The following is a 26163-nucleotide window of genomic DNA, read 5'->3' as shown; positions in this document are numbered from 1 at the left end:
TATCGGCTGGGAAAGTAGCAGATTCTTGGACGGCGTAATCATTTTGTCGCCAGCGGTGGTTTGTTCGGACAGCAGCGTTTCCATAGGTGAAACTCCAACGCTCAGGATTCCTCCGCCTTCAGGCGAAGGAGGATGTCAACCACACGTATCGATACGTTTTCGAACGGAATCGCAGTTCGATCAGAAACGTATCGTTCCAATCCAATATTTTATTACTGACCCGGCCGTTTCCCGCGACGACTACATTGCTCCGAGTCGATACGTCGACGCTATCGTCGCTTCCGTCTGCCGTTCTCGAGGTGCCACTCGAGCAACCGGTACTCGTCTTTACGCTCGCGATGGTGATCTTTCTCGGCGGGCCGCTCCTGGCCAAACGGGTCGGCCAGCCCGGCATCGTCGGTATCGTCGTCTTCGGCGCGCTGGTCGGCCCAGGGGCGCTCGGCGTCGTCGACCACTCGGAGACGATCGAACTGCTGGGCGAAGTCGGGCTGATCTATCTATTGTTTACGGTCGGCCTCGAGCTCGATATTCGCGGGTTCATCGAGGCACCGGAGAACGCGGCGCTGTTCGGGCTGACGAGTTTCTTTCTGCCCTTCGGCGTCGGGACGGCGGCGATGTACTCGTTGCTCGGGCTCGAGCTCCTGCCGGCGATGTTGCTGGCGGCGGTCTTTGCCTCCCACACGCTGCTTGCCTATCCGATCGTCAACCGCCTCGGCGTGACGAAAAACCGGGCGGTCACCGCCGTCTTCGGCGGGATTCTGTTTACGGATACGATCGCGCTGGTCGTGCTCGCGGTCGTCGTGGGCGCCGTCGGCGGCGAGCTCTCGGTCGCGCTGTTTGGCCAGGTCGGCCTCGCGCTTGCGATCCTCTTTGCCAGTGCGTGGTTCGTCGTGCCGCCGGCCTCGCGATGGTTCTTCCAGACGTTCAGCGAGGAGAGTTACTTCGAGTTTCTGTTCGTGATGGTCGCTATCTTCGCGACCGCGAGCCTGGCCGAACTGCTCGACCTCGAGCCCATCCTCGGCGCGTTCGTCGCCGGCATCGCCATCAACCGGCAGATCCCCGAGGGCGGCACGCTGATGAACCGCATCGAGTTCGTCGGCAACGCCTTCTTCATCCCGTTTTTCCTCTTTTACGTCGGGATCCTCGTCGACTTGCAGGTGATCTTCGACGGTCCCGCGACGCTCGTCACTGCCGGGATCATCATCGGCGTCATGCTCCTGACGAAGGGCGGAGCCGCCTGGCTCGTCGCCAAGATCCAGGGCTACACGCGACACGAACGCGATGTCATCTTCGGGCTCTCGACCGGCCAAGCCGCGGCCGCGCTGGCGATCACGCTCGTCGGCTTCGAAGCCGAGCTATTCACCGCGGAGATCCTCAACGCCGTCGTCTTGATGTTGCTCGTCACCGCCCTCGTTAGCCCGTGGCTGACCGAACGCGCCGCGACGCGACTCGCCCTCGAGCGCGACGTCGGCGAGGGCGACGACCGGGCGAGAGATCCCAACGTTCTGTTACCGCTGTCGCACAACGCCGAACTCCAGCAACGACTGCTCGAGCTCGCGTTCGTCATCAAGGGCGACGGCGGGACCGAGCCGGTCACCGTCATGACGGTCGTCCAGCCCGACCGCGGCGGCTCGACGGAGTCACAGGTCGCGGCGGTCCGCTCCGACCTCGACGAGCTCGCCGCGGCCGGCAGCGCCGCCGAAGTACCGATCGCGACCGAGACACGGGTCAATCACAACGTCGCTTCGGGGATCGTACAGGGCGGTGTCGAGGTCCAGGCCGACCAGATTATCATGGGCTGGGACGCCGCCGAGAGCTTCCGCCACCGGATCTTCGGGAGCACCATCGACCAGGTGCTCGAACGAACGACGCTGCCGGTACTCGTCTCCCGACTCGGCCACCCGATCAACACGACCCGTCGCATCGTCGTCGCCGTCCCCATCGGGGCCGACCATCACGAAGGCTTCTACGAATCCGTCCACCTCGTCAAGCGCCTCGCGGCGGGACTGGGTGCCGATCTCGAGGTCGTCGTCGTGGCGGGATCGGCTCATCAGTTCGAGGAGCTGTTCGACCTCGTCGAGGAAGACGTGCCGGCCGAGTTCGACGCGATCGACGACTGGGGGCAACTCCTGCCCACGCTCGAGTCGGCGGCCGACGAGGACGACCTCATCGTCGCGATCGCCCCGCGACGCGGCGACGTCGGCTGGCACAGCGAACTCGAGGACCTGCCGTCACGGCTGGTCGAGTTGCCGCCGGAATCGTTTATCGTGATCCATCCGCGCCAGGGCGAACCCGAGTACGACCGGCAGTATCTCCGGTTCAAGTGATCGGTTCGAAAACGAGTTACAGCGTCGCCTCGCAGAGTTCGCCGATCGCCCGCCGGAGCCGCTGGGAGATCGCCGACTTCGAGACGCCGAGTCGTGTCGCGAGTTCGTCCTGAGAGATACCGCGGGGGACGTCGAAGTAGCCTTCCTCGTGGGCGACAGCGAGGAGATCCTGCTGTTTCTCCGTGAGCGCGACGACGCCGTCGTCGCCGTCGTCGGAGACGCGCAGGTGCTCGACGGTGACCGAAATATCTCGCTCGCGACAGAATTCGTTGAACGCGACCAGATCGTCCCGACTCGGGAACCGCAGTTGGACGAGCCAGCCATCCCGAGAGCTCGTGATCTCGAGCAGCCGACCGCCGACGGCCGCAGTGCCGGCGGTAAATCGGATCGCTCGATCGGCGACACCGACGCGATAGACCCGTCTGTCGGGGTAGCGATCGACCAACACCGGATCGCGAACGGTCGTATCCCGCTCGAGTGCGGCTTCGAATCCGCCGAACGTGTCTCCGTAGGCGGTCACGAACAGCAACGTCTCTCCGGTCTCGAGCGTCGTCCAGTACTCCGGTTCGACGGTCACGTCGAGCGTTTGCCGAAGCGTCGGCCGCAAGACGAGATCGTCGTGGTCGAGTCGAAGTTGTGCGACGATCCCGCCATCGGCCTGCGAGCGAAGCGTCGTCGGCTCGGCTTCGCCATCGGCGACGTCGATACTCACGGCGACATCCGCCGTCCATGTGAACGACCCACGTAAGTACTCGTTACCGGATCTGCAGTCATCACCTATTTCGATTCGACCGGACGTACATGGTCGTAGCAGCTATATACGAAACCGATCAGAAAGCAGTCATCAATATCTATTCATGCGTCGTCTTTGCTGAATATTTCCGGTGTGAATAAATTGGGAGTTACCAGCGCTACACGTCGAGTAATAGTACTTGAGGTGTCATCAGTGGTCGTTCAGTTGGTTCCCGTTCGACTCGAGGCGGTCCTCGAAGAGCAGTTCGAACAGTTTTCGCTGGGCGGTCCTAAAGTGACGGCTAAACGTCGGCTGGGAGACGCCTAACGACTCGGCGACCTCCTCGCCCGTACTCTCGCGTGGCCACTCGAAAAAGCCGCTGTAGTAGGCCGTCTCGAGGGTTCGGAGCTGGCGTTCCGACAGTTGGTCACGCAGCTCCGCGTCGAACGCTCGGCGGGGCCGAGCCGACCGGTCGTGCTCGCGGCGAGCGAGCAACGTCGCGTTCGGAAACGATCGCTCGAGCACGTCGAGAAACGATCGAACCTCGATGGTCGTCGACAGGTCGATCACGAGCCGCGTCCGGTCGCCGTCGGGTGCGATCGATCGAACGCGACCGCCGTGCTCGGCGACCGTCTCCGCGACGGTCTCGCGCTCGAAGACGAGTTCGATCGGCGAGCCGTCGATCTCCTCGCCGACGTGGCGAACCGATTCGAGTCCGTCGACCGCGTCGCTCATCGAGCGAAGCTCGGTCGGATCGGTATTCGCTATGGTACAGTACACCGTCGATCCGCCCGACGAACGCGGGACGACCGATCGAACGTCGACGCGTCGCTCGAGGGCCGTGGCGACCGCAGACAGCGGCTCGTGGTCGTTCTCGAGGCCGACCTCGAGTTCGGTGACGGTATCGGCGAGCAACGCCTGCGTTCGCTGGATCGAACTGATGGCATGTCCGGCGACGGCCGCCAGGTGCAGACACAGGTTGTGGCGGTGCTCGTCGACGTCCTCGGGTCGCTTCGCATACAGCGTGAGCACGCCGTACCGAAAGCCGTCGTGTTCGATCGGCAGGCTCACTACGTGGCCGACGCCCCGGGACGTGAGCGCCCGATACCAGTCCGCGAGGGTGCCGGATGCGTCGGTTGCTACCGTCTCGAGGTCGTCGGTCGCCGTCACCTCGTGGGTCGCCGCCGCTTGCCCTGCAGGCGCCGGCGAGTCGGGATCGACCGGAATCGACAGCGACTCGAGCAGCGACGGCAGCGAGCCACCGTCGGCGGTCGACCCCTCGCCTGTCTCGGCTGCAGCGTCGACGGCTGACCCGGCCCAGGTCTGGGGGGTAATCCGTTCGGACCCTGCGTCGACGCGTCCGACCCAGGCCAACTCGATCGCACCCGATGACTCCGAGTCGTCACCAGTGAGCGATCCCACGCCGTCACAGAGACACTGTTCAACGGCAGTGCGCGTCTCCGCCGTCAGTAGATCCCGTTCGATCGCCTGCAACTGCCGCGCCTGCGAGACGCGACCTTCGAGACGTGTCCGGTCGCGCTGACACGCACGAACGCGGTCGCGAGCCGCGAGAGTCTCGAGGGTTCCCGTCGCCGCATCGACGATCGTCTCGATCGCGACCGTCTCGAACCGGTGGTCGGGGAACGGATCGGTACTCGCCGCCAGCACGATCCCGTCCGTCTCGGTCGCGATCGCGAGGACGCGTTCGGCTCGAATGCCGGCACGCGACAGCACCGGCCCGAGATCCGCGCGCTCGACGACGCCGTCGGTGCCGTCGAGAACGTCCGCGATCGGCGTTCCGTCGTAGGCGATCGCCGGTGGTTCGACGACCTCACCCGCAGTTTCGGTCGCAGTCGCGGCGGGCCTGAGCAGCCCGTCCTCGAGGCGATACCAGCCGACGTAGTCGGCGTCGGTTGCGTCGACGATTCCCTCGAGAGCGTGTTGGCGAACCGAGCGACGGGTGCTCGCCCGTCGGAGAGCGGCCCCCGTCCGGTGGAGGGCCGACAGCGTCTCGCTCCCTGACCGCCGACGATCGCGAATCACACAGAGTGTCCGGTCGTCTTCTGGCAGCGGCGCGACGTAGACGTCGATCGGTCGCGACTCGGGATCGACCGTGAGTCGGCCTTCGATCGGCTCCATCCATCTGACGAGCGCCGACGCCGCACGCTCGCCGACGGTCGCAGCGAGATCGGCGTCGAAGACGTCGTCTATCTCGAGCCCAACGGGGGATTCGCCGCCGCTCCACTCCGTCAGCGTCGCGTTCGCGAACGATAGCGTCGAATCCTCGACGATCGCGATGCCGTCCGCGATGGTATCGACGATCGCCTCGAGCAGCTCGAGACGCTCGTAATCGACGGCCCGTAACCGTTCGTCGTCGATCGATTCGTCCTCCGGTAGCTCGCGTGCGAGGACGGTAACGCCGTCGTCACCGGGGGCGACGGTGACGAGGAGACGTCCGTCTCCGTCGGGTGCCGGCAGTCCGAATTCGACAGTCGACGCCGTCGCCCTGGCCTCCTGGGTGTACTCGTACAGCATCTCGCGAAGCGACTCGTCGAGGAGGTTCCAGACGACCGTTCCCGGCACCGGATCGCCGTCGAAGAGCTGCCGCGCCCGATCGTTGTAGTATCGCAGTTCCGAATGTGGGCCGAGCGTGAACGCGGCCTCCTCGAGCCGGTCGAGAGCGCCCCGATCATCGACCGCCGGAACGGTCGTCGTCGCGACGATGCCACCGACTGCCGGATCCCCGAGGCGATTGACGGCCGTCAGGTCGACGGCGATCCACGTGCCGTCTCCGCGACCCAGTCGAACGGTCGTACTGACGTGTTCGCCGAGTTGGGCGGACGAGACGGTCGAGATCGTCTCTCGGATCGCGGTCCGATCCTCCGGATGCACGACCTGCGTGAACGACGCCCCCTCGAGTTCGTGGGGCGTCTGACCGAGTCGGCGTTCGATCGACGGGCTCGCGTAGGCGATCGTACCGTCGGACTCGAGTACCCACACGATCGCCGTCGTACTCGCGAGGATCGATCGGTAGCGCTGGTCCTCGCTGTCCTGTCGGTGGGCTCGAGCCATCGCGTTGCTGACCCGCGTCGCGACGACGCGACTGGATGCAGCAGGCTCGAGAACGTCCGTCGCACCGGCGTCGAGTGCGCTTTCCTGGGCCGCGGGATCCGTCAGCGCGACGATCGGGATGGCGTCGAACTCGGCTGCGAGCGTTCGCAGCGGCGAATCCTCCGACTCGGAATCGAACGGGCAGACGAGACAGTCGACCGTGGACTCCGCGAGGCGATCCCGGGCGTCCTCGACCGTCGGGGCTCGCACGACCGCGGTGGGATCGAACGCGTTCGCCAACGCCTCGACCGTCGCTGCAAGCGCCGTGCTATCGCCGACGACGAGGACCCGTCTGACGTCGCCGGTAGCGGTCGAGACGCTATCGCTCACTGGTCGATCACCACCGGATCGGCTGTCAGCCGGGACTGTAGCGTCATCGCTCGAGCGATCGTCGACGCGAACGCGGTCGTCACGACCGCCGGTACCGGATGCGACGGGAAAATTATCGCTCGCGTATTGGCGAGTAACGTCGTCTTACTCGTCGGCTCGAACGGTGACGACCGGAACTGGGGCGTTGCGGACGACCTCCTCGGCGACGCTGCCAAGTAGCAGGTGATCGACGCCGGTCCGACCGACCGTCCCGACGACGATCATGTCGATTGACCCTCGCTGTGCGAACGCGACGATCTCTTCCTGCGGAACGCCCTCGAGTACCGTCGTCGTGGTCGCTATGCCGTGGTCCTCGGCGAGGCGTTCGGTCTCCGCGACGGCGGCTTCGGCGTCGCCTTCTTCGTCGGCCCGCATCTCGTCGCGTTTCGACGAACTGTGCGGGCCTTCCTCGGCGACCGAGACGACGTGAAGCCTCGACTCGAGGCGGGTCGCCAGTTCGATCGCGTGCTGGGTTGCCTGCCTGGCACCGTCGCTACCGTCCGTCGCAAGTAGGAGATCCTGATACATGTGACCGAGTTGTGCAGTCAGTCGGATAGATTACAGACCTGCGGTTGCCGGTTACGCCCACCGCTGCTGTCGTGGGTCGATCGTCACCGGGCCGGACGAAAGCGGTCCGAGGATCGACGACGAACGGGCCGCCGGAACCGGTACCATTTTGCAGTCGGCGGTGTCAGACTATGTCATATGAAACACGTACGAGGACCACTGTGTACGATCGACGTCGGCGAGCAGTCGTTCGAGACCGAATCGATCGACGACATCGTCGAGTCGTATCTCGGCGGGCGAGCGCTCGGAACGAAACTGGCCCACGATCGAATTCCGTTCGACGCGGAGCCGTTCGGGGCCGACAACAGCCTCTTTCTCGCGACGGGGCCGCTCCAGCACTCGACGATGAGCTTTACCGGCCGAATGTCGGCGACCGGCCTCTCGCCGCTGACCGACGGCCTGCTGTCCTCGAACGCCGGCGGATTCCTCTCGCGGAACTTCACCGGCACGGGCTACAGCGCCGTCGAGATCACCGGCGAGAGCGACGCCCTCGTCGTCGTCCACGTCACCGACGAGGGCGTCGAGTTCGAAGCCGTCCCCGACCTCGCGGAAGCGACCGTCTCGGAAACCTGTGAGTACATCGAAGACGAACACGGCCTCGAGTCGGAACACACGGTCGTCGTCGGCCCGGCCGGCGAGAACGAGGTTCGGTTCGCCTCGCTCATGACTTCGAAGGAACGCGCGTTCGGTCGCGGCGGGCTGGGTGCCGTCCTCGGATCGAAGAACGTCAAGGCGGTCACCTTCGACGGCGATTCCACCCACGAGGTCGAGATTCCGCCGGTCCAGATGGAGATCCACGGCGAAGCCGCCCAAGCCGACCACCCGATGAAAGAATCCGGAACGACCTCGGTCACGGGGTATGCGAACATGGTCGAGGCGTTGCCGACCCGGTACTTTTCGGAACTCTCGTTCGAAGGCGCCGACGACATCGGCGGCGACGCCGTCGCCGAGAAGAAGTACAAGAAAGGGACCTGCTCGGCCTGTGCCTTCGCCTGCAAACTGCCGACGAAAGACGAGGAGACGGGCCTCGAGACCGAAGGTCCCGAGTACGAGACCGTGATGGCCTTCGGCTCGAACGCGGGCGTCGACGACGTCGTCGACGTGATGAAGTCGAACAAGCTCTGTGACGAACTCGGCCTCGACACGATCTCTGCGGGCGATGTCGTCTCGGCGTATCTCGCGAGCGAAGACGAGTTCGGCAACGTCGACCTGATCCACGACCTCGTCGAGAAGATCGCCTACCGCGAGGATATCGGCGACGACCTCGCGGAAGGCGTCGACCGCGTCCACGAGGACCTCGGCGTCGAGAACTGGTCGGTCAAGGGCATGGAGTTCGCCGCCCACGACGGCCGCACCCTGAACGGTCAGGGGTTGGCCTTCGCCACCTCGAACCGCGGCGCCGATCACATGTACGCCGAGTTCTACCCCTACGAGTACCCCCTCGTCGACGCCGACGACGCATTCGAGAAAGAGGGTCTCGAGGGCAAACCGCCGAAGCTCGTCGAACTCGAGAACATCAACGCGATCAAGGACAGCGCCGTCCTCTGTAAGTTCTCCCGGGACTTCATGACCGACGAGCGCATGGAGACCTTGCTCGATGCCGACTACGACGAACTGCTCGAACTCGGCGACGAGGTCGTCACCCTCGAACGGCACTTCAACAACCAGCGCGGTTTCGACCGCGACGACGACACGCTGCCCTACGAGATTCCCGACTTCGAGGACGGGCTTTCCGAATACTACGACGAACGCGGCTGGACAGACGACGGCACCGTCCCCGACGCCTTCGACGGCTCGAGCGGCGCGCCTGCCGACGACTGATCGCCACCCGATCGCGTTCCGCTTTCGGTCGCTTAGCCGCCGACCAGCCCGAACTGGACCAGGTACCACGCGAACGCGAGTCCGAGAGTCGCGAGTACTGTCTGGTGGATGCGAGCACGTCGCGACCAGTAGCCCCCGTGCCACGCGAGAGCGGCTCCGATCGCCGTCGCGACCGCAAGCAGCGCCGCAAGCGGGGCGAGGACGAACGCGAACTGCATCGGCAGCGCCATAGTGACGAACGCGAGCTCGCCGTCGATACCGATAGCCGACAGGAACGCGACACCGAACCCCAGGGACACGACACAGAGGGCTCTCCCTGCGGCGCGTGCGAGCCACGCTGGATCGCCGAGCCGAGCACGACTCGTCGTGAGAACTCGTTGTCGAACAGGTTGCACGTCCGTTCGTGAGGATCCCTCGGCGACTGCCGAACGCGCCCGCCACCGTCTGCCGACGCGCCACAGCGCGAGCCCGGTCCAGCCGAGCAGCGACAGCGCGAATCCGAGGAGTGCACCCCCGACGGTCGCACCGACGACGAGCGTTCGCTCGTGACCGACCACCGGTTCGTAGGTCATCATCGGGGCGAGATTCGTGTGGAGGGCCTCGATGTCACCGTCGTCGACCTCGGCCACGAGCACGTCCGTGCCGTCGACTTCCTCGAAGACGTAGGGCTCCGTTTCGACCCACTCCTGGCGATCCATCCCGAGTGTGTCGCTCTCGAGTCGTCCGTCGCCGATGGCCTCGATCGACAGTCGTGTCATCGGTTCGAGCGCCTGCATTGGCCCGTTTTCCGGCAGCATCGTCGTCCGGTACTCGCCGGCGACGTCGTCGGCCCGCTGGGCCGTGGCGTCGTCGGCCTCGTCTGGCTCGCCCGGATCGGACGCCAGGTCGTATTCGGCGAGTATCTCGTCGACGACGTCGCTGGGTGGTGCGCCCTCGTTGCGCACGTTGTAGCTCACGAAGATTCCGACGTCATCGGCCGGAGCCAGGACGAGTTTGCTCGTCTCGTGCATCGTCCCGCCGGAGTGTGCGAGCAGATCGTCGTCGGCGGAACCGTACTCGTAGAAGCCGTAGCGCCAATCGTTGATCGCCGGATGACGTTCGTAGTGGGTCTCGTGCATCGTCTCGATGGTTTCGGGTTCGAGCATCTGGGCGTCACCGACGCTCCCGTTCTCGAGGTGGGCGCTCGTGAACGCAGCCATATCCTCGCCGGTCGCGCTCATCGATCCGGCGGGGAGCCAGTTGATGTACGTCCGTTCGGCGGGCTCGACGCCGTCACCGGTGTTTGCGTGCGGCGACGCGAGGTCACCGGGGTGGTCCGCTGGAACGGGTTGGGCGAACGTACTGTGGGTCATCTCGAGTGGGCCGAAAATTTCTGCCTGGACGTACTCCTCGAAGGTCGTGTCGTAGGCTTCGGCGACGACGTGGCCGGCGAGCATCGCGCCGTAGTTTGAGTAACCGGCCGTCTCGCCCGGCGGTCTGACTCGCTCGGGCCGGTTCTCGACGAGCGCCGTCTCGAGCGACGTTACGTCCTCGGCCTCCGTGACCATTCCAGCCGTGGGGGTCGCGTCGAAGCCGTCCGTGTGCGTCCCGAGGTGTCGAAGCGTCACTGGCTCGTCGTACGTATCAGGCACGTCGACGTCGGAGTCCTCGAGATAGGTATTGACATCTGCATCGAGATCGAGGACGCCGTCCTCGACGCCCTGCATCACGGCGGTCCAGGTGACGAGTTTGCCGACAGAACCGACCATGAAGGCGGTCTCGTTCGCCCGGACGGGCGTTCCCGTTTTCACGTCGGCCTCGCCGTATCCCTTCGTGAGCACCACGTCGTCACCCTCGACGACGGCGACGGTCGCCCCTGGAACGTCGTGCTCGTCTCGCTGTTCGGCGATCACGTCGTCGACGAACGCCTCGAGCTCCTCGGGATCGTCGGCGACCACGCGTTCGTCGGTCACGTCGTCGGTTTCGGCCCTGTCGTCGTTGGGTATCCCAGCCGCAGCAACAGCGGGCCCCGAAATCGCCGTAACCAACAGCGAACTGACGACGATTACGAGAACGACCGCCCTGACCGTCGACCGAACGCGGTTGCGTTCTTCGACCCGTGGCCGCGAGTCGGCCACTCGGGTCGCGTCGTGTGTTGTCGGTCCCATCTCGTTCGTTCCCTCGAGACCGGTTTCAATAGCCCCTCGAGCACGGCTTCAGCCGGTGAAGTCGCCGTCACGACTTTATACGTACTCCACCACAACGGAGCTACTGTGAGTGAGGAGCGTCCACTCGAGGACCTCGCGGCGCTGTTAGAAGACGAGACGGCGCGTCGCATCCTCACCGAAATCTACCGCACGCCCATGTCAGCAAGCGCCCTGAGCGAGCGATGTGACGCCTCGAAACCCACGGTGTATCGTCGACTCGAGGACATGCGACGCTGTGAACTCCTGGTCGAGCAGACGCGACCGGATCCGGACCACGGGCACCACCACACGGTGTACGCGACGAATTTAGAACGGATTGTCGTCGAACTGGACGACGAGGGGATCGAGTTTCGTATCGACCGACGGGAACCGATGGCCGACCGCTTCACCAAGCTGATCGAGGAGATGTAAGATGATCGAACTCCCGCTACAAGTGAGCGAAGCGCTCGAGCCGACCCGGTTCGAGGCGGCGATGATGGTAATCAACGTCGCCAAGGCACTCGTCGGCATCGCCATCGCCTACATCGCGTACCGGGGGTATCGACGCAACGAGAGTCGACCGATGCTGTATCTCGCCGTCGGGTTCGTCCTCGTTCTCGGTGTGCCGTTCGTGCTCTTTCTGGGCGGTCTCCCACTGGTTGCGCTCGTCGCGGTACCATCCGTTGCAGAACAGGCAATCGTGGCGGCGTCGGAACTCAGCCAGGTGATCGGGCTGTTGATAATCGTCTACGCGCTCCGAATGTGACGGAGCGATTACCGTCACCGGTTCTCGTCGCTCTGCTCGTCGGTCGGCGTCTGCTTCCGGTCACTATCGACATTCGTCGGCGGCTGGTATCCCTCACTTTCCTCGTCGACCGCGAGTCGGTCGTCACCTCGCGATCGTAGCGGCGCGTCGTCCGCACGCGAAGGGTGGATGTTGAAATTGTTCCCCTTGTACGGATCGCTCTCGGGGTCGTAGGAGAGTTCACTGCGTTCGAACAGGTAGATGAAGAACCCGAACAACGGAATACAGAACGTGATCGCGGCCCACTTTCGCGGCGGCTTGAGGCCGACACGGCCGGCGTCGTAGTACGCGAGGGCGGTCAACCCGAGATGCCAGGCCAGCGGAATGCCGATAATGACCGCGAGCAGTACGGTGCTCATACCGGAGTTAGGGCCCGAAGCTACTAAAATGGGCCACGCTCGGACTGCTGACCGGGCCGGCGACGAGCGACTCAGTTGATGTCGAACTCGATTGCCGCACCTTGGCCGAAGCCGACACACAACGTCGCCAGTCCGAGGCCACCGCCACGTTTCTGGAGTTCGTGGATCAGCGTCACGGGGAGGCGTGCGCCCGAAGCACCAAGCGGGTGGCCGATGGCGATGGCGCCGCCGTTGACGTTGAAGATATCGGGATCGATGCCGAGTTCGTCACGCGAGTAGATCGACTGGCTGGCGAAGGCTTCGTTGAGTTCCACCAGATCGTAGTCGTCGATATCGCGACCGTTACGCTCGAGCAAGCCTTCGGTCGCGGGCACCGGGCCGATCCCCATGACGGTCGGGTCGACGCCGGCGACGTTGTTCATGCCGACTTCCGCGAGGATCTCGAGGTCGTGTTCCTCGGCGAAGGCCTCGCTCGTGATCAACAGCGCGGCGGCGCCGTCGGAAATCTGGGACGCGTTGCCGGGCGTGACGGTACCGTCGGATTTGAAGACGGTCGGCAACTCGGCGAGTTTCTCGGCTGTCGTGCCGGGACGGATACCTTCGTCTTCGGCGATGGTGCCGTCCTCGGTTTCGATCGGAACGATCTCGTCGTCGAAGCGCCCTTCCTCGGTGGCTTTCTCGGCGCGTTGCTGGCTGCGGGCGGCGTACTCGTCTTGTGCCTCGCGGCTGACGTCGTAGCGCTCGGCGACGGCCTCGGCGGTCATCCCCATCTGGAGTTCGCCGACGTTGTAGAGTTCGGCCAGCCGCGGGTGGATGTCGGACATCCCGTCGCCCATCGGGACGCGGGACATGCTCTCGACGCCGCCGGCGATGATGACGTCGCGGTTGCCCGCCGCGATGGCGTCGGAAGCGGAGATGACCGACTGCATGGAGGAGGCACACCAGCGGTTGATCGTCGTCGCCGGCACCGATTCGCCGAGTTCGGAAAGCAACGCGATGACGCGAGCGAGGTTGTTGTCCTGCTCGCCGCGTTGCTGGGCACAGCCCCACATCAGGTCGTCGATTTCCTCGCCCGAGAGGCCGGTCTCGGCGAGGATCTCGTCGATCAGCGGCACCGAGAGGTCTTCGCTGCGGACGTCTGCGAACGCGCCGTCTTCTTTCCCCTGTGGAGTCCGTACTGCCTTCACCACGACTGGCGTCTGTGACATAGACTAGCGAATCACCCTGATGGACTTAAATCCGGTCGAACTCCCAGGGACGAGTGAACTGTTTATCGACAGCCTCTTTCGCCCTCCCCGACCGAGTGTGTGTATGACCGAGTACTTCGAAGTCCACGAGCGTGACGGGGCCGCTCGAGTGGGCGAACTTCGCCTCGAGTCGCCGGTAACGACTCCGGCGCTCGTCGACGATATTCTCGCGGACGCGGGATCGCTGTGGGCCGGCAACCGCGAGGTCCCCGCGGGCGACGACTCGCAGTTGACCGTCCTGCCACACCGGGCGTTCCCCGGGGGCACCGCTGCGGAGGTCCAGGAATCGTTCGGCGTCGACTATCCAGACGTTGACTACCCGAGCGTCGCCGTCGTCTCGAGCGAGTCCGTCGACGACCAGGGGACCGATGCCTACGCCGTCTCGGACGTCCAGTCGATCACGGGCCACGGCGCGGCGCTGGTCGAGGCGATCGTGAACGTCCGCGAGACGGTGCCGACCGACACCGCCGTCTACTTCTCCGGCGTCGCCACGCCCCGAAACGTCGCCGTGCTCGCCTACGCCGGCGTCGATCTGTTCGACGAGACCGCAGCCGTCGTGAAGGGCACCGAGGGTCGGTATCTGACGACGGACGAGGCCTACTTCCTCGAGGACTTGGAGGAATTACCCTGCTCCTGTCGGGCCTGCGAAAAGCCCCGCGAGGAGTTCACCCGCGAGGATTGCGCCGAGCACAACCGAAACGCCCTCGAGGCCGAACTCGGGATCGTCCGCCGACGAATTCGGGACGGCCGCTTGCGGGATTACGTCGAGGGCCAGGCCCGCCAGGACCAGTGGCTCACCGCCGCGATGCGTGAACTCGATGCCCAGTGGGGCTACCTCGAGGAACGGACGCCGATTCTGCGTGACGCCCAGATCGACGCCGCGACCGAGGACACGCTGCGCCGGGTCGAGATCCAGCGCTTCGCCGACCGCGTGACGACGCGCTACCGGAATCGCTTCAAGAACCCGCTCGTGCTCGTGCCGTGTTCGGCGACGAAACCCTACAGCGAGTCCCAGAGCCACCGGCAGTTCCACGACGCCATCCAGTGGCGCGCCCACACGGTCTCGATGACCAGCCCCATCGGCGTCGTCCCCCAGGAACTCGAGACGACCTATCCGGCCCAACACTACGATACCGTCGTCACAGGGCGCTGGTCCGAAGACGAAAAGGAGTTCGTCGCGGCCGTGCTTCGGCGATACCTCGAGCGCAACGACTACCCCCATATCGTCGCCCACGTCCCCGACGAGGGCTATCGCGACATCGTCGGTCGTGTCGAGGACGCGCTCGACCTCGAGATCACCTACACCGTTCCCGAGGGCGGCCATCCGACCGACGAGGAGTCGCTCGCCAAACTCTCCGACGCCCTCTCTGGCGAACTCAAGTACTCCAAACGCGAGCGCGAGCACAACACCGTCCGGGCCATCGCGGACTACGTGCTCGGCGACGGGGCCGGCGACGACCTCTTTCCCGACATCCAGACGACGAGTCGCTACCCCAAGATCCAGGTCCGAGATCAGGCGGACACCCAACTCGCGACGATGGTGCCGAACTACGGGACGCTCTCCTTTACCCTCGAGGGCGCGAAACGCTGGCTCGAGAGCGACGCCCCCACGAAACGCGTCGAAATCGACGGTTTCGTCCCCCACGGGAGCGTGCTCGCGCCGGGGGTTGTCGACGCCGACGAGGACATTCGTGTGGGCGACGAGGTCGTCGTCGAGGGACCGAAGGCCTTCGGCGTGGGTCGGGCCGAGATGTTCGGCCGCGAGATGGTCGAGGGCACGCGCGGTATCGCCTGCGAGATTCGCCACGTCGAAGAGAAGTAATCCGTATCATACGGTTTACTGGAAGTCATTTCCGGCGCAACCGCCGTCCGGGTCGCGGTTACGCCGGTAAATCGTTACAGCAATCCGTATCACACAGTTCGACTCACCGCCGGTACATCGGTACAGTAATCCGTATCAGTCATCGGTGTGTCGCCACCGTCTCGCGCCCGTCGAACACGTTTTACCGTTCGTCCTCGAGTTTCTCGACGCGGCGCTCGAGGTTGTCGATCCGGTCGTCGTTCGATCGGTTGGTCACGACGTACAGGAGGATGGCCAGCGGGGCGATCACGAACAGCCCGAAGATAAAGAGGATGATGAGCAACTCGGGACCACCGGGTGCGCCGGGAACGAACAGCGGGACCATACAAAGAGCGTTCGTGTTGGATCACATAACTATTGTGGAGCGGTAGCAAGCACTGGACCGGTCCGAGAGCGCGATATACTGCATAATTATAAGATTGTTTTAACACCTCTGGAGGCGTATTAACTGTCGACGTTCTCATGACCGACGTAACTACAACCGGCGAACCACAAGCAGACACACTCGAACACGGCTGGCGGACGCTCGCTATCGCTGGCGGCGTCATCGGACTGATCGGCCTCGTCGCAATCGCGTTCCCGTTCGTGACCGGCCTCTCGGTAACGATCGGGCTCGGTGCATTGCTCGTCGTGGGCGGGATCGTCCACGGCGTCCACGCCGTGAGCGCGCGTGGCTGGCGCGGCTCGTTATGGCAGGGCGCACTCGGCGTCATTTCGATCGTTGCTGGCCTTCTCTTGGTCGCAAACCCCGTCGTTGGGCTGGTGACGCTGACGGTACTCGCCATCGCGTACCTGCTCGTCGACGGCGTGACGGAACTCTGGATGTCGATGCGGATGGCCGGTCAGGCGAGTCGCGGTGCCGTCGCGGCAAGCGGCGTGCTCTCGCTCGTGTTGGCTGGGCTCCTCTGGAGCGGATTCCCAGCCGACGCGGCCTGGGCAGTCGGCGTCCTCGTTGGCATCGGCATCTTCGTGACCGGGCTCTCGATGAGCATCGTCGCGATCACTGGCCGGAAAGACATCGAATCGGCCGCGGCCACAGCCGATACCCGTGGCGCGTGATCGGCGACACACTCGCTATTTTGTGGTCAGGCGCCTGCCTCGAGCGTAGCGTCGTCACTCGCCAAGTACCGACTCGAAGAACTTCCGTTCGGCTGTCCGGAGGTGCTGGTTGAACGTCGCGGGAGCGATGCCGAGTCGCTCGGCGATCTCTTCGCCTGTACTTCCGCGCGGCCAGTCGAAGTAGCCGGCGTAAAACGCCGTCTCGAGGGCGGCTTTCTGTTTCTCCGTAAGTTCCTCTTTGAGTACGGAGATCGAGGCGACGCCCTCCCGACCGCTGCGGTCGGTGGTTCGCTGGGCGAGGTGGGTCACGTCGTCGCGGTCGTTCGCGATGAGTTCGATCATCTGGCGGGTATCCCGTCCGCGTGGCAGTTCGATGACGAACCGGAACTCGCCGTCGGCGATCGTCACCGATTCGACGCGGCCGCCGTGGGTGGCGATCGTCTCGAACATCGACATCGCCGTCGAGGTGACGAGTTCGAACTCGAACTCGTCCCGTCGCGTCGCGAGAAGACGAACGTCGTCGATGCCGTCGGTCTCCGTGACCGCCGATTCGAATCGCTCCGGATCGATGTCGTACCCGGTCCCGTAGGTCAGCAACGACTCGTCGCCGTGGACCAGCTGCCCGATTTCGATCCGACAGGATTCCGTTTCGGTCAGCGACGTCAGCGGTCGGGCGATATCGCTGGCCTGAAACTCGAGTTCGACGACGGCGTCGCTGACGAGTGCATCCCGCCGTTCGATGGCTGTAATCGCGTGAGCGATGACGTCGCCCATCCGAGCGAAGACGGTAGTCTCGGGATCGGTAAATGCCCGGGGCTGTTCGGAATAGATGTTCAACACACCATACACCAGATCCTCGTGGACGATCGGAATCGCCGCAGAGGACTGATATCCTCGCTCGGCCGCTTGCTCATGCCAGGGTTCGAACGCGGGATTGGTGTGAATATCGTTCATCACCTGGACCGACTCGGTCCGAATCGCCGTTCCGGAGGGCCCCTGTCCCGTCGGCTCGTCCTCGTCGACCGTGACTTCGATCTCCTGGGCGTAGTCCTCGCCGATACCGGCCATCGCTTTCGGAACGACGCGGTCGCTCCCCGGGTTGACCTCGCCGATCCACGCAAAGCGATAGGCGTCGTCGTCGACCAGTCGATCACAGACGCGCTGCTCGAGTTCCGTTCGGGTTTCGGTCGTAATTACCGCGTGCGTAATGTCGTGTGCGATCCGATTGAGTCGGTTGTAGGTCTCGAGTTGCTCGCGTTGGCGTTGTCGCTCTCGTTGCTGGCGCGCTCGCTCGATCGCGTGGTAGATCGTTCGAACGAGCAACTCGCTCGTAACCTCGTCTTTGACCAAGAAGTCCTCCGCTCCCTGTTGGATCGCTTGCACGCCGATCTGCTGATCGCGGACGCCGGTCAGCACGACGATCGGCGTCGCCCCGGTTTGTTCGTGGACGAGTTCGAGCGTTTCGATCCCGGTACTGTCCGGCAGGTTCAAGTCGAGCAACACGATGTCGGTCTGCTCGTCTCGGAGGACGTCGAGTCCGTCCTCGAGTCGCGTCTCCCGTGTTATATCAGGCGTCTGAGCCGCAGATTCGTCGGCGTTGACCCGCTGAGCAAGTTCGGCCGAATCGCCGAGCATCTCCTCGATGAGCCTCGCGTCGCCGGGGTTGTCCTCGATGAGCAGTATGCGGAGCGCGTCGTTGTCGCCGGCCTCGGTCCGCAGCGTCGTATCCGTGTCGTATTCCGTATCGCTCATACCTGGTCGTCCTCCGGCGGGAGCCGTACCACCGAAAACCAGAATTTTTCGAACGCACGAACCGTATCGATGAACTCGTCCGGGTTGACGGGTTTCGTGAGGTAGGCGTTTGCGTGTAGTTCGTACGATTGGACGATGTCCTCTTCGGCCTGCGAACTCGTCAACACGATGACCGGGATCGATCGCATCTGTGGATCGGATTTGAGTGCTTCGAGCACGTCCTGGCCGTCCATTCGCGGGAGGTTGAGATCCAACAGGATGATGTCCGGGCGCGGCGCGTCTTCGTATTCGCCCTCCTGGCGGAGGAAGTCGATCGCTGCCGCTCCATCCGAGACCACGTGGAGATCGTTCTCGATCCGCCCCTGCTCGAACGCCTCCTGGGTCAACCGGATGTCTCCCGGATTGTCCTCGACTAACAGAATTTGGGCCGATAATGGTCGAGAGTCTTGCATATGTGTGTTCTGCCCCTCCCCCTCGAGTTGGTTGGAGATATCAACCACAAGTCGACCGCTGGAGATAAACCTAGTGCTCAACTGATGGATTTCGGGACGTTCACAAAAAATGAGTGTCGGGCACATCCCGTCTGCACAGCCAGCTATTCTGACAGACGAATCGGGGAGCCGTTATCGTAACAACTGCAACGGTTCACACACTGATCGCACAGCTCGCTCACGGGTCACCTCGTTCCCCGTTCGCTTTGCCGCGGTTCTCTTCCTCCGTTCGCTCCGAACCGCGCCCGCTCCGAACCGCGTTCGTCGTGCGATCAACTGTGCAGTGACGTGCAGTGGCTACCAGCGGACGGCGAGTCCAGACAAGTCTTCGGACGAACTGCTGGCATCGGTCCCGACGAACCCTCGACCCGTCTGTGATCTCGCCGGGATATCGGTCGTCCAGGCCATCTCAAGCAGGCACCGCTTCCGGACTCCGGTCCCAGTGGCGATGAGCCGCGATCGCGTCGCGAAACTGTTCGACGAAGTCGTCGATATTATCGTTCCGACAGGTAACGACGCCGGTATCCGAGACGAGGTCGCCGTCGTCGGCGATTTCGGTCTCCGGTAAGTCGACCGTCTCGAACAGTTCTGCTCCCTCGCCGATGGCGGCGATCGGTTTGTAGTGTTTGAACGCCTCGGCGACGAAGTGCTTCGGATCGCCCTGCTGGTGCATGGCGTCGACGCTCTCGCTCCCACCGGGGACGACAACCGCGTCGAAGGATACCGAGGCCGCCGCGACGTGGTGTTGGTCGGGCTCGACCGTCTCGCCGTCGACTCCCGACTTCTCACCGAGGACTCTCGAGATGATCTTGACGCGGGCACCCTCCTCTTCGAGGGCCGATCGAATTGCCGAGACATGTTCGTCGTCGAATCCGTCATCGACCAACATTGCGATCTTGCGGGTCTCGATCGTGTCCGGGGTCCGATTCTCCATGCTAAGCGAGGGATCCTCCCGGTCGTGGTCCGGCATCTCGTTACCGGGTTCTTCCGGGGGGTCGACGCCGATTCCCTCGGCGACGCGCGTGGCGAACTCGTGGTCGACGTTGTTGAAGAGGTCGTAGACCATCCGCTCGCGGATCTCTATCCGATCGACCTTCCCGAGTTCGAAGTGGGCGGCGTCGACGATGTTGTCCTTCTCGGGCTCGGACATGCTGTTCCAGAACAGCCGCGCCTGGGTGAAGTGGTTCTCGAAGCTCTCGCTTCTGTTGCGGATTTTCTTCCCGTCGATCTTTTCGGCGTAGTGCTCGTAGCCGCCTTCCGCCTCGGGGACCTCTTGGGGATCGTCGTCGTCGATAGAATTCGGCTTGTAGGAGGCTTTGCCCTCGTTGATCTCCTGGCGCATGAAGCCGGCGCGCTGGTTGTTGTGCCGTTCGGCGATCGGCTGGTTGATCGGGATCTCGTCCCAGTTGGCGCTGCCGAAGCGGTTGAGCTGGGTGTCCTGGTAGGAGAACAGCCGTCCCTGTAGCAGGGGATCGTTCGAGAAGTCGATGCCGGGGACGACGTTGCCGGGGTGGAACGCGACCTGCTCGGTTTCGGCGAAGAAGTTGTCCGGCGTCTCGTTCAAGACCATCTTGCCGATCGGTCGCACCGGCACCTCGGTCTCCGGGACGATCTTCGTCGGGTCGAGGATGTCGAAGTCGAACGCCTCGGCCTGTTCCTCGTCGAAGATCTGGACGCCGAGTTCCCACTCGGGATCGTACCCCTCCTCGATGACGTCGTAGAGCCCTTTCCGATTGAAATCCGAGTCCTTGCCCCAGAGTTTCGTCGTCTCGTCCCAGACGAGCTGGTGGGTGCCGAGTTTCGGTGTCCAGTGGAACTTGACGAACACCGACTCGCCCTCGTCGTTGACCAGTCGGAAGGTGTGGACGCCGAAGCCCTGCATCATCCGATACGCCCGCGGCAGCGCCCGTCCCGAGAGGACCCACATGATCATATGAGTGATCTCCGGCTTGAGGGAGGCAAAGTCCCAGAACGTGTCGTGGGCCGCCGACGCCTGCGGCATCGCGTCGTCGGGTTCGGGCTTGATCGCGTGCACCAGATCGGGAAATTCCATCGCGTCCTGGATGAAAAAGGGCGGCATGTTGTTCCCGACGAGGTCCCAGTTGCCTTCCTCCGTGTAGAACTTCGTCGCAAAGCCGCGGACGTCCCGGACGGTATCGGACGACCCACGCGAACCGACGACCGTCGAAAATCGGACGAAGACCGGCGTCTTCTGGTCCGGATTGGTCAGCACCTTTGCCTTCGTTAGGTCCTCGAGACCGTCGTACTCGTCGCCTAACTCCGGGTCCTCGTAGGGCTGGAAGTACCCGTGAGCGCCGGTCCCGCGGGCGTGGACGACTCGCTCCGGGATCGACTCGTGGTCGAACTGCGTCATCTTCTCCCGGAAGTGGAAGTCCTCCATGATCGTCGGCCCGCGCTCGCCGGCTTTCAGCGAGTTGTCCGTCTCGCTGATCTTCACGCCGTGATCGCTGGTCAGCTCCTCACCCTCGGCACGTTCACGAACCTCGTCGAGTTGGTCCTGTTTGCTCGATTCGTCGAACCCCTCGCCGTGATCGTCACTCGTCCCGGCGCCGGAACCCGATCCGTCGGCTCGAGTCGGCAACTCCCCCTCGTCGGGCGGTTCTGGCGTGGTCGATTCCGCTTGCTCCGGCTCGGTGTCTCGAGTATCGTCGGTCGTCATAGATATGGGCACGAGCCTGTCGGCGGTGGCTCGAACGACCTACCCCATCCCACTCACTGGCTGTGGTGCCTTGCACTGCAAGCAGTGGACGGGACGGGTCGCTCTCAAGCGAGCGTCTCGCGGATCGCGGCCCGTCGCTGGGCGAACGTCGCGTCGTCGAGCACCGGCGTCGCCGCCTCGAGGTCGATATCGACGGCCCCGGAAAGCTCGATCCAGGCTCGACAGCCTCGATACGCCGAGTCTTCTGCAACGAGTTGGGGCGACTCGAGTTCGGCGACGCGACACAACAGTACCCGGAGTTCGTCGTCGGGATCGTACTTGTTTCTGAGTCCGTCGGCGGTGTAGACGTAGTGGCGAGCGAGCGACTCGAGGGCCGTCGCCGGAACGGCGAACTCGTCGGCGACGGACGCGACCGCGCGAATCGGGATGCCGGCCTCGGGCTTGGCGCTCGAACGGTGGTAGTAGTGCTCGTACCGATCCTGGTATCGCGCCGGCTCTTGGTGGCTGTAGGCCGGATAACAGACGAAGGGGTCGTCGATCGCCCCGGGATCGAGCGTCGGATGGCGAACGAGGACGGTCTGGGCGCCCGCGAGCAAGGCCGATACGACGCCGGCTCGCTCTTTGAGCGCTGGAATCGACGACGTCTCCACAGTAGCCATGATCGCTCGAGTGAACGTTCGGGATCCCTAACTGCGTTTCGACGACGGCTGGTAGACGATGCCAGTACGAGGAACGCTGTTTGCGCACCGAGAACGTCAGGTCCAGCGATCCAGTCCCGTCTGCGTGACGCTCTCCTCGATCCGCTCGAAGCCGCGTTCGACCTCGTCAGCGTCGACCCCCCACTGGTCGGTGACGTAGGCACGCGCAGCCTCGAGATCCGGATCGAGTGACGTCTCGAAGCTGTAGTCGTCGGTCACGTCGGGGTCGCGAAAGAGCTGGCGGACGCGATCGCCGTACTCGATGCTGTCGCCGCGAGCCTCGAGGACGCTCCAGAGATCGCCATGCTCGGTAATTTCGGTGATCGCCGTCTTCGGCCCGATGCCCGAGACGCCGTCGTTGAAGTCGGTCCCGATGAGGATGGCCGCGTCGATCAGCTGTTCGAGGGTCAACTCGTGGTGGGCCAGTGTCGCCTCGAGGTCCATCAGTTCGGGATCGCCCTTGCTCGTCAGCTGGCGCAGGGTCAGCGGCGCGCCAAAGAGCAACGCGTCGTAGTCTTCCGACCCGACGTAGTCGGCGTCGCCGCGTCGAACCATGTGGGCCGCCTGCGCTTCGCCCTCGGCGGGCGCCTCGACGATCGGCACGTCGAGCAGCCGGAGGAGTTCGCGGCTGGTCTCTTGAATCGTCTCGGTCAGGCGCTGGGTGCGGGACTCGAGTTGGGCGATGGCGAGTTCGTCGCCTTCCTCGCGGGCGACCGCGAGTTGCTCCTCGTAGGTCTCGCGCTGTTCGCGGCGGGATTCGATCTCGTCTGCTTTGAGTTCCGAGGGGCCGCCGTCGAAGACCAGCACCGGCGTGATGTCGTGCTCGAAGAACTTCGGCAGGCCCTGGACGATCCCGATCAAATTCGCGACTTCGGTGTCGGCGGCGGTGGTATATTTCTCGCTCGAGGTCCACTTGACTGTCGTCGTCAGGTACCGGTAGAGCCAGTTGTGGGCGTCGACAGCGACGACACCCTCGACGTCGTCGAAGGGAATCTCCTCGATGACGGCGATATCCCGTAGTGCAGCGTTTCCCATTGCACGGTCGTAGGGACGGCTGGGATTTCAATCGTTGGCATCGTGATCGGTCCAGAGTGGATCGGCCGGGGCGCGTACCAACCGCACTCGATTGCGACGGGAAACTATATATTCTATCGGGAGAGTGTCGGAGAACAATACGGTTCGATGCCCGCCCCCGTTGCCCCCTCCCGCCGCTCGATACTCGCAAGCGTTAGCGCTGTTCTCGGCGCGACCGCCCTCGGAGCCGGCTGTCTCGGCGCCGGAAACGACGCGACGCCGGCCCGCCGCGAGGACGACTGGCGGCTCTACGGCCGTGACCCAGGCCGCACGCGATTCGTCCCGGATGCCGACCTCCCTCGCGACGGCGTCTCGGTCGCCTGGGAACGGTCCGTCGGCGCCTCGAACTGGCGACCGCCCGTCGTCGCTTCCGGCACCGTCTACTGTCAGTACTCGAACGGACTGTTCGTCGTGGATCGAGCGACCGGCGAAGGGCCGAGAGTACGGACGTCGGGCGGGTTCGGTCGCGGAACCGGGCCGATGGCCTTCGGCTCGACGAGACTATACGAGGACGGCGTCTTGGTGGTTCCGTACGGCGATTCGATCGGCGGTTACGCTGCCGATCCTGACGGCTGGCCGACCAGCGTTTCGGGACTGGGCGAGAGCCGGGCTCGCTGGTGGCTCGACGGCGATGGCGTCGGGATGTCCCCGCCCCGGCTCGGGCGGTCGCCGGGTGGCGGGTGGCTCGCGTCGCCGCTGATCGTCGACGGCACGGTCGTTTCGCTTCACCCGACCGCGAACGTCGTCGCCGCGGGCGAAACCGACGACGGCGGCTCACGGTGGCGATTCGACCTCGAGGAGATCGCCCCGGACGACCACTACGTCACGCCGGCCGGCCACGTCGTCGACACTGCGAGCGACACCGTCGTCGTCAAACTGTTCCTGCGAGCGGACGGCATGGTCACGAGCGAGACAGTACTCGTCGGTATCGATCTCGTTGAGGGCACGCTCGCGTGGACCAACGACGAACTGTCACCGATTCAGCAATCTCGCCAGAGTCAGGATAGTCTGGTCGCCAGCGGCGGCGACGGCTACACCCTCGACGAGACGGACCAGTACGACGAGCTGCGACTCCGCGAACTCGAGACCGAACACGGCGAGACGAACTGGGAGCGGATACTCGAGCGAACCGACCACGTCGGGCTCGCAGCCGACGACACGACCGTCTATCACGTCGGCGTACAGGCGGTCGACGACGAATCCGATCGGTTCGCGATCGTCGCCATCGATCGCGACGGCGGCGACCTGCGCTGGGACGTGAGGATCGACGATTTACCGGCGCCGATGGCCGGGCCGACGACCCCGCCGCCGACGGTTGCCGGTGATCAGGTACTCGTTCCCGGCGACGATGGACTCCACGCCCTCGATCGATCGACGGGCGACCACCTGTGGACGTTCACCGAGATGGTCAGCACCTCCGGTGGCAGCGAGATGGAACGAGGGGGGAAAACGCCGGCGGTCGTCTCCGGCGATCGTATCGTCCTCGGAACGACGCTCGTGCTGTACGGCCTCGAGTAACCGTGGCTGATGACGACTCCCTATCCGGCACCGGGACGCCCGACTCGAGCGACGGATTCGTGGCGATACTGGTCGCTGCGTTCGCGTTGCTCCGCCGGCGTCCGATCGCCGCGGTGCCGTTCGTCCTCGCCGGTTGCCTCGGCGGGGCGAGTACCGTTGCCCGGCTCGAGTCGGCCTACCCCGTCGGCGTCGCACCGTTTCCCGACGACGGGCTCGTCCACGTTTCCGTGCCGGTCGTCCCCGTCCTCGAGCCGGTGGTCGAAATCGGGCCGGCCGCCCTGCTGGGACTCAAATCCCGGTTCTTCGCGTTCCTCGTCGGCTGGCAACTCTCGATAGCGCTGCTAACCGCCGTCGCCTTTGCGATCGCCGTCTGGACGCTCGCTCGCGAGCCAGGCGGAATCGTGCCGCCGCTCTCGCGGATCGGCTGGCTGTTCGCGTACACGGTGGTCGTCCAGCTGGGAGTATTCGCGGTTACCGCCGCGGTAGCGGTGTGGGCTCGTGGCGAATTCGGCGCCGTACTCCTCGTCTTCGGCTTCGTCGTCGTCCCAGCCGGCGTCGCGCTGTTTCTGGCGCCCGCCTATATCGTCCTCGAGGGGGCCGGACCGCTCACCGCGTCGCGGTGTAGCCTCGCGGCGACCGGCGGTCGACCGGTCTCGATCGCCGGCTTGCTGTTGGGACTTGGCTCTCTCGGATACGTCCTGACGGGGGTGGGGCAGATCGTTCCCTCCTCGTCGCTCGCCGTCGCCGTCGGCACCGTCGTCAGCGTCGGGATTGCGGGGACGGTACACGCTGCGGTCGTCGTCGCTGCGCACCGAGACATCGACCGCCCGTCCTGACCGGCAGTCCCGTTCAGATCCCCTCGCTCGAGCGAGCGCCCGACGAGTCGGGAGCCGGCGGATCACTGTCGCGACGAGCGTCGAGAAAATCGAGTTCCGCATCGGAGAGCTCCCGATCGCGAAATTCCGCGAGGCCGGCCTGGTACCGCGCTCGAGCGGATCGGCCCTCGCCGTCGGTCTCGTCGCCGAAATCGACGCCGTCTCCCCCATCGTCGGGACGGGGGTACTCGAGGACGAGTTCGGCGATTCCCGTCGTCTCGCCTGTATAGGCAAACCCCGAGCGATAGAGCGCTTCGTAGGCGAAGGGGTTGTTGACGGCGATTCGCAATCGGTTGTAACCGCGTTCTACGGCGCGGTCACGAGCGAATCGAAGCAGTTCGGGGCCGATACCGTCGCCGCGGCGCTCCCGGTCGACGGTGACGTATCGTAGCCAGAGTTGGTCCGCGTCGGTCCGGTCTTCGTTGAACGCGACTGCAGCGACGAGTTCGTCGCCGTCTCGAGCGACGGCTTTGCCGGTGTTTGTCATCACGAACTTGCCGGCGTAGCTGAATCGACGATAGTCGAGTTGGAGTTTCGGTCCGTCCGGGGGCCATCCGAGGAGTTCGAACTCGAGATCCACGGGTCGGCTGTCGGTCGCGACCGTCAATAGATTGTCGACCCCGGTCTCGTCCGCGGAGCTAGTGGTGATGG

At 64.4% G+C, this 26163-nt stretch carries 21 protein-coding genes; 8 read left to right on the top strand and 13 right to left on the bottom strand.

Translation table 11 applies throughout. From position 1 onward, the window contains the following. Positions 1 to 245 precede the first annotated feature (245 nt). Entirely contained in the window at positions 246 to 2327 is a 2082-nt protein-coding gene (locus D8Y22_RS03560) for a cation:proton antiporter (protein WP_246084346.1), read from the top strand. A 16-nt stretch (positions 2328 to 2343) separates the two neighbouring features. Here D8Y22_RS03560 and D8Y22_RS03555 read toward each other — a convergent pair whose 3' ends face one another. From D8Y22_RS03555 to D8Y22_RS03545, 3 genes are all read right to left on the bottom strand, one after another. After that, entirely contained in the window at positions 2344 to 3039 is a 696-nt protein-coding gene (locus tag D8Y22_RS03555) for a helix-turn-helix domain-containing protein (protein ID WP_141463338.1), read from the bottom strand. 231 nt (positions 3040 to 3270) lie between these two features. Next, positions 3271 to 6501 (bottom strand): bacterio-opsin activator domain-containing protein, encoded by a 3231-nt coding sequence (locus D8Y22_RS03550; protein ID WP_141463337.1) that lies wholly within the window; start codon positions 6499 to 6501, stop codon positions 3271 to 3273. A 144-nt stretch (positions 6502 to 6645) separates the two neighbouring features. Beyond that, on the bottom strand, positions 6646 to 7068 hold the full coding sequence (locus D8Y22_RS03545; protein ID WP_141463336.1) for a universal stress protein: 423 nt from the start codon (positions 7066 to 7068) through the stop codon (positions 6646 to 6648). Between the two features lie 177 nt (positions 7069 to 7245). Here D8Y22_RS03545 and D8Y22_RS03540 point away from each other — a divergent pair, with 177 nt between their 5' ends. Next, entirely contained in the window at positions 7246 to 8928 is a 1683-nt protein-coding gene (locus tag D8Y22_RS03540) for an aldehyde ferredoxin oxidoreductase family protein (protein ID WP_141463335.1), read from the top strand. A 32-nt stretch (positions 8929 to 8960) separates the two neighbouring features. On the opposite strand, the gene D8Y22_RS03535 is transcribed toward D8Y22_RS03540, so the two are convergent. After that, positions 8961 to 11075, bottom strand: a complete 2115-nt coding sequence (locus D8Y22_RS03535) for a serine hydrolase domain-containing protein (RefSeq protein WP_141463334.1) — start codon at positions 11073 to 11075, stop codon at positions 8961 to 8963. Positions 11076 to 11180: 105 nt separating this feature from the next. Between D8Y22_RS03535 and D8Y22_RS03530 the strand changes: the two genes are divergently transcribed. Next, positions 11181 to 11525 (top strand): winged helix-turn-helix domain-containing protein, encoded by a 345-nt coding sequence (locus tag D8Y22_RS03530; RefSeq protein WP_141463333.1) that lies wholly within the window; start codon positions 11181 to 11183, stop codon positions 11523 to 11525. A gap of 1 nt (position 11526) precedes the next feature. Beyond that, complete coding sequence (locus tag D8Y22_RS03525) at positions 11527 to 11859, top strand: DUF7521 family protein (protein ID WP_217350856.1); 333 nt, start codon at positions 11527 to 11529, stop codon at positions 11857 to 11859. Positions 11860 to 11873: 14 nt separating this feature from the next. On the opposite strand, the gene D8Y22_RS03520 is transcribed toward D8Y22_RS03525, so the two are convergent. Beyond that, positions 11874 to 12257: a hypothetical protein gene (locus D8Y22_RS03520; protein ID WP_141463332.1), complete on the bottom strand. Its 384-nt coding sequence runs from the start codon at positions 12255 to 12257 to the stop codon at positions 11874 to 11876. Between the two features lie 71 nt (positions 12258 to 12328). After that, entirely contained in the window at positions 12329 to 13465 is a 1137-nt protein-coding gene (locus D8Y22_RS03515; RefSeq protein ID WP_141463331.1) for a thiolase family protein, read from the bottom strand. A 103-nt stretch (positions 13466 to 13568) separates the two neighbouring features. On the opposite strand from D8Y22_RS03515, the gene arcS reads away from it, so the two are divergent. Continuing rightward, complete coding sequence (gene arcS / locus D8Y22_RS03510) at positions 13569 to 15326, top strand: archaeosine synthase subunit alpha (RefSeq protein ID WP_141463330.1); 1758 nt, start codon at positions 13569 to 13571, stop codon at positions 15324 to 15326. Between the two features lie 181 nt (positions 15327 to 15507). Here the strand turns inward: arcS and D8Y22_RS22780 are convergent, their stop codons facing one another. Next, positions 15508 to 15690 (bottom strand): hypothetical protein, encoded by a 183-nt coding sequence (locus D8Y22_RS22780; protein ID WP_141463329.1) that lies wholly within the window; start codon positions 15688 to 15690, stop codon positions 15508 to 15510. Between the two features lie 137 nt (positions 15691 to 15827). On the opposite strand from D8Y22_RS22780, the gene D8Y22_RS03500 reads away from it, so the two are divergent. Continuing rightward, a complete protein-coding gene (locus D8Y22_RS03500; protein WP_141463328.1) occupies positions 15828 to 16424 on the top strand; it encodes an HdeD family acid-resistance protein in 597 nt (198 codons plus the stop codon). A gap of 54 nt (positions 16425 to 16478) precedes the next feature. On the opposite strand, the gene D8Y22_RS03495 is transcribed toward D8Y22_RS03500, so the two are convergent. The 5 genes from D8Y22_RS03495 to fen form a co-directional block, all read right to left on the bottom strand. After that, positions 16479 to 18176, bottom strand: a complete 1698-nt coding sequence (locus D8Y22_RS03495; RefSeq protein WP_141463327.1) for a bacterio-opsin activator domain-containing protein — start codon at positions 18174 to 18176, stop codon at positions 16479 to 16481. Continuing rightward, positions 18173 to 18628, bottom strand: a complete 456-nt coding sequence (locus D8Y22_RS03490; protein WP_141463326.1) for a response regulator — start codon at positions 18626 to 18628, stop codon at positions 18173 to 18175. The genes D8Y22_RS03495 and D8Y22_RS03490 overlap by 4 nt, the downstream gene beginning before the upstream one ends. A gap of 448 nt (positions 18629 to 19076) precedes the next feature. Further along, positions 19077 to 21347: a catalase gene (locus D8Y22_RS03485; protein WP_141463325.1), complete on the bottom strand. Its 2271-nt coding sequence runs from the start codon at positions 21345 to 21347 to the stop codon at positions 19077 to 19079. Positions 21348 to 21451: 104 nt separating this feature from the next. Beyond that, positions 21452 to 22006 carry a DUF1802 family protein gene (locus D8Y22_RS03480; protein WP_141463324.1) on the bottom strand — a complete coding sequence of 185 codons (555 nt, stop codon included), beginning with the start codon at positions 22004 to 22006 and terminating at the stop codon, positions 21452 to 21454. A gap of 96 nt (positions 22007 to 22102) precedes the next feature. Beyond that, complete coding sequence (fen, locus tag D8Y22_RS03475) at positions 22103 to 23080, bottom strand: flap endonuclease-1 (RefSeq protein ID WP_141463323.1); 978 nt, start codon at positions 23078 to 23080, stop codon at positions 22103 to 22105. Between the two features lie 147 nt (positions 23081 to 23227). Here fen and D8Y22_RS03470 point away from each other — a divergent pair, with 147 nt between their 5' ends. Next, positions 23228 to 24637: an outer membrane protein assembly factor BamB family protein gene (locus D8Y22_RS03470; protein ID WP_141463322.1), complete on the top strand. Its 1410-nt coding sequence runs from the start codon at positions 23228 to 23230 to the stop codon at positions 24635 to 24637. A gap of 2 nt (positions 24638 to 24639) precedes the next feature. Further along, positions 24640 to 25473: a hypothetical protein gene (locus tag D8Y22_RS03465; RefSeq protein WP_141463321.1), complete on the top strand. Its 834-nt coding sequence runs from the start codon at positions 24640 to 24642 to the stop codon at positions 25471 to 25473. A gap of 13 nt (positions 25474 to 25486) precedes the next feature. Here the strand turns inward: D8Y22_RS03465 and D8Y22_RS03460 are convergent, their stop codons facing one another. Continuing rightward, the gene (locus D8Y22_RS03460) at positions 25487 to 26092 is read right to left on the bottom strand and encodes a GNAT family N-acetyltransferase (protein WP_246084345.1); all 606 of its coding nucleotides are present in this window, start codon (positions 26090 to 26092) and stop codon (positions 25487 to 25489) included. Between the last annotated feature and the right edge of the window lie 71 nt (positions 26093 to 26163).

The organism is Salinadaptatus halalkaliphilus (assembly GCF_006543045.1).
In the GTDB taxonomy this organism is placed as follows: domain Archaea; phylum Halobacteriota; class Halobacteria; order Halobacteriales; family Natrialbaceae; genus Salinadaptatus; species Salinadaptatus halalkaliphilus.
Note: the sequence above shows the minus strand (reverse complement) of the source record. Positions and strands in the feature narration are given on the sequence as shown.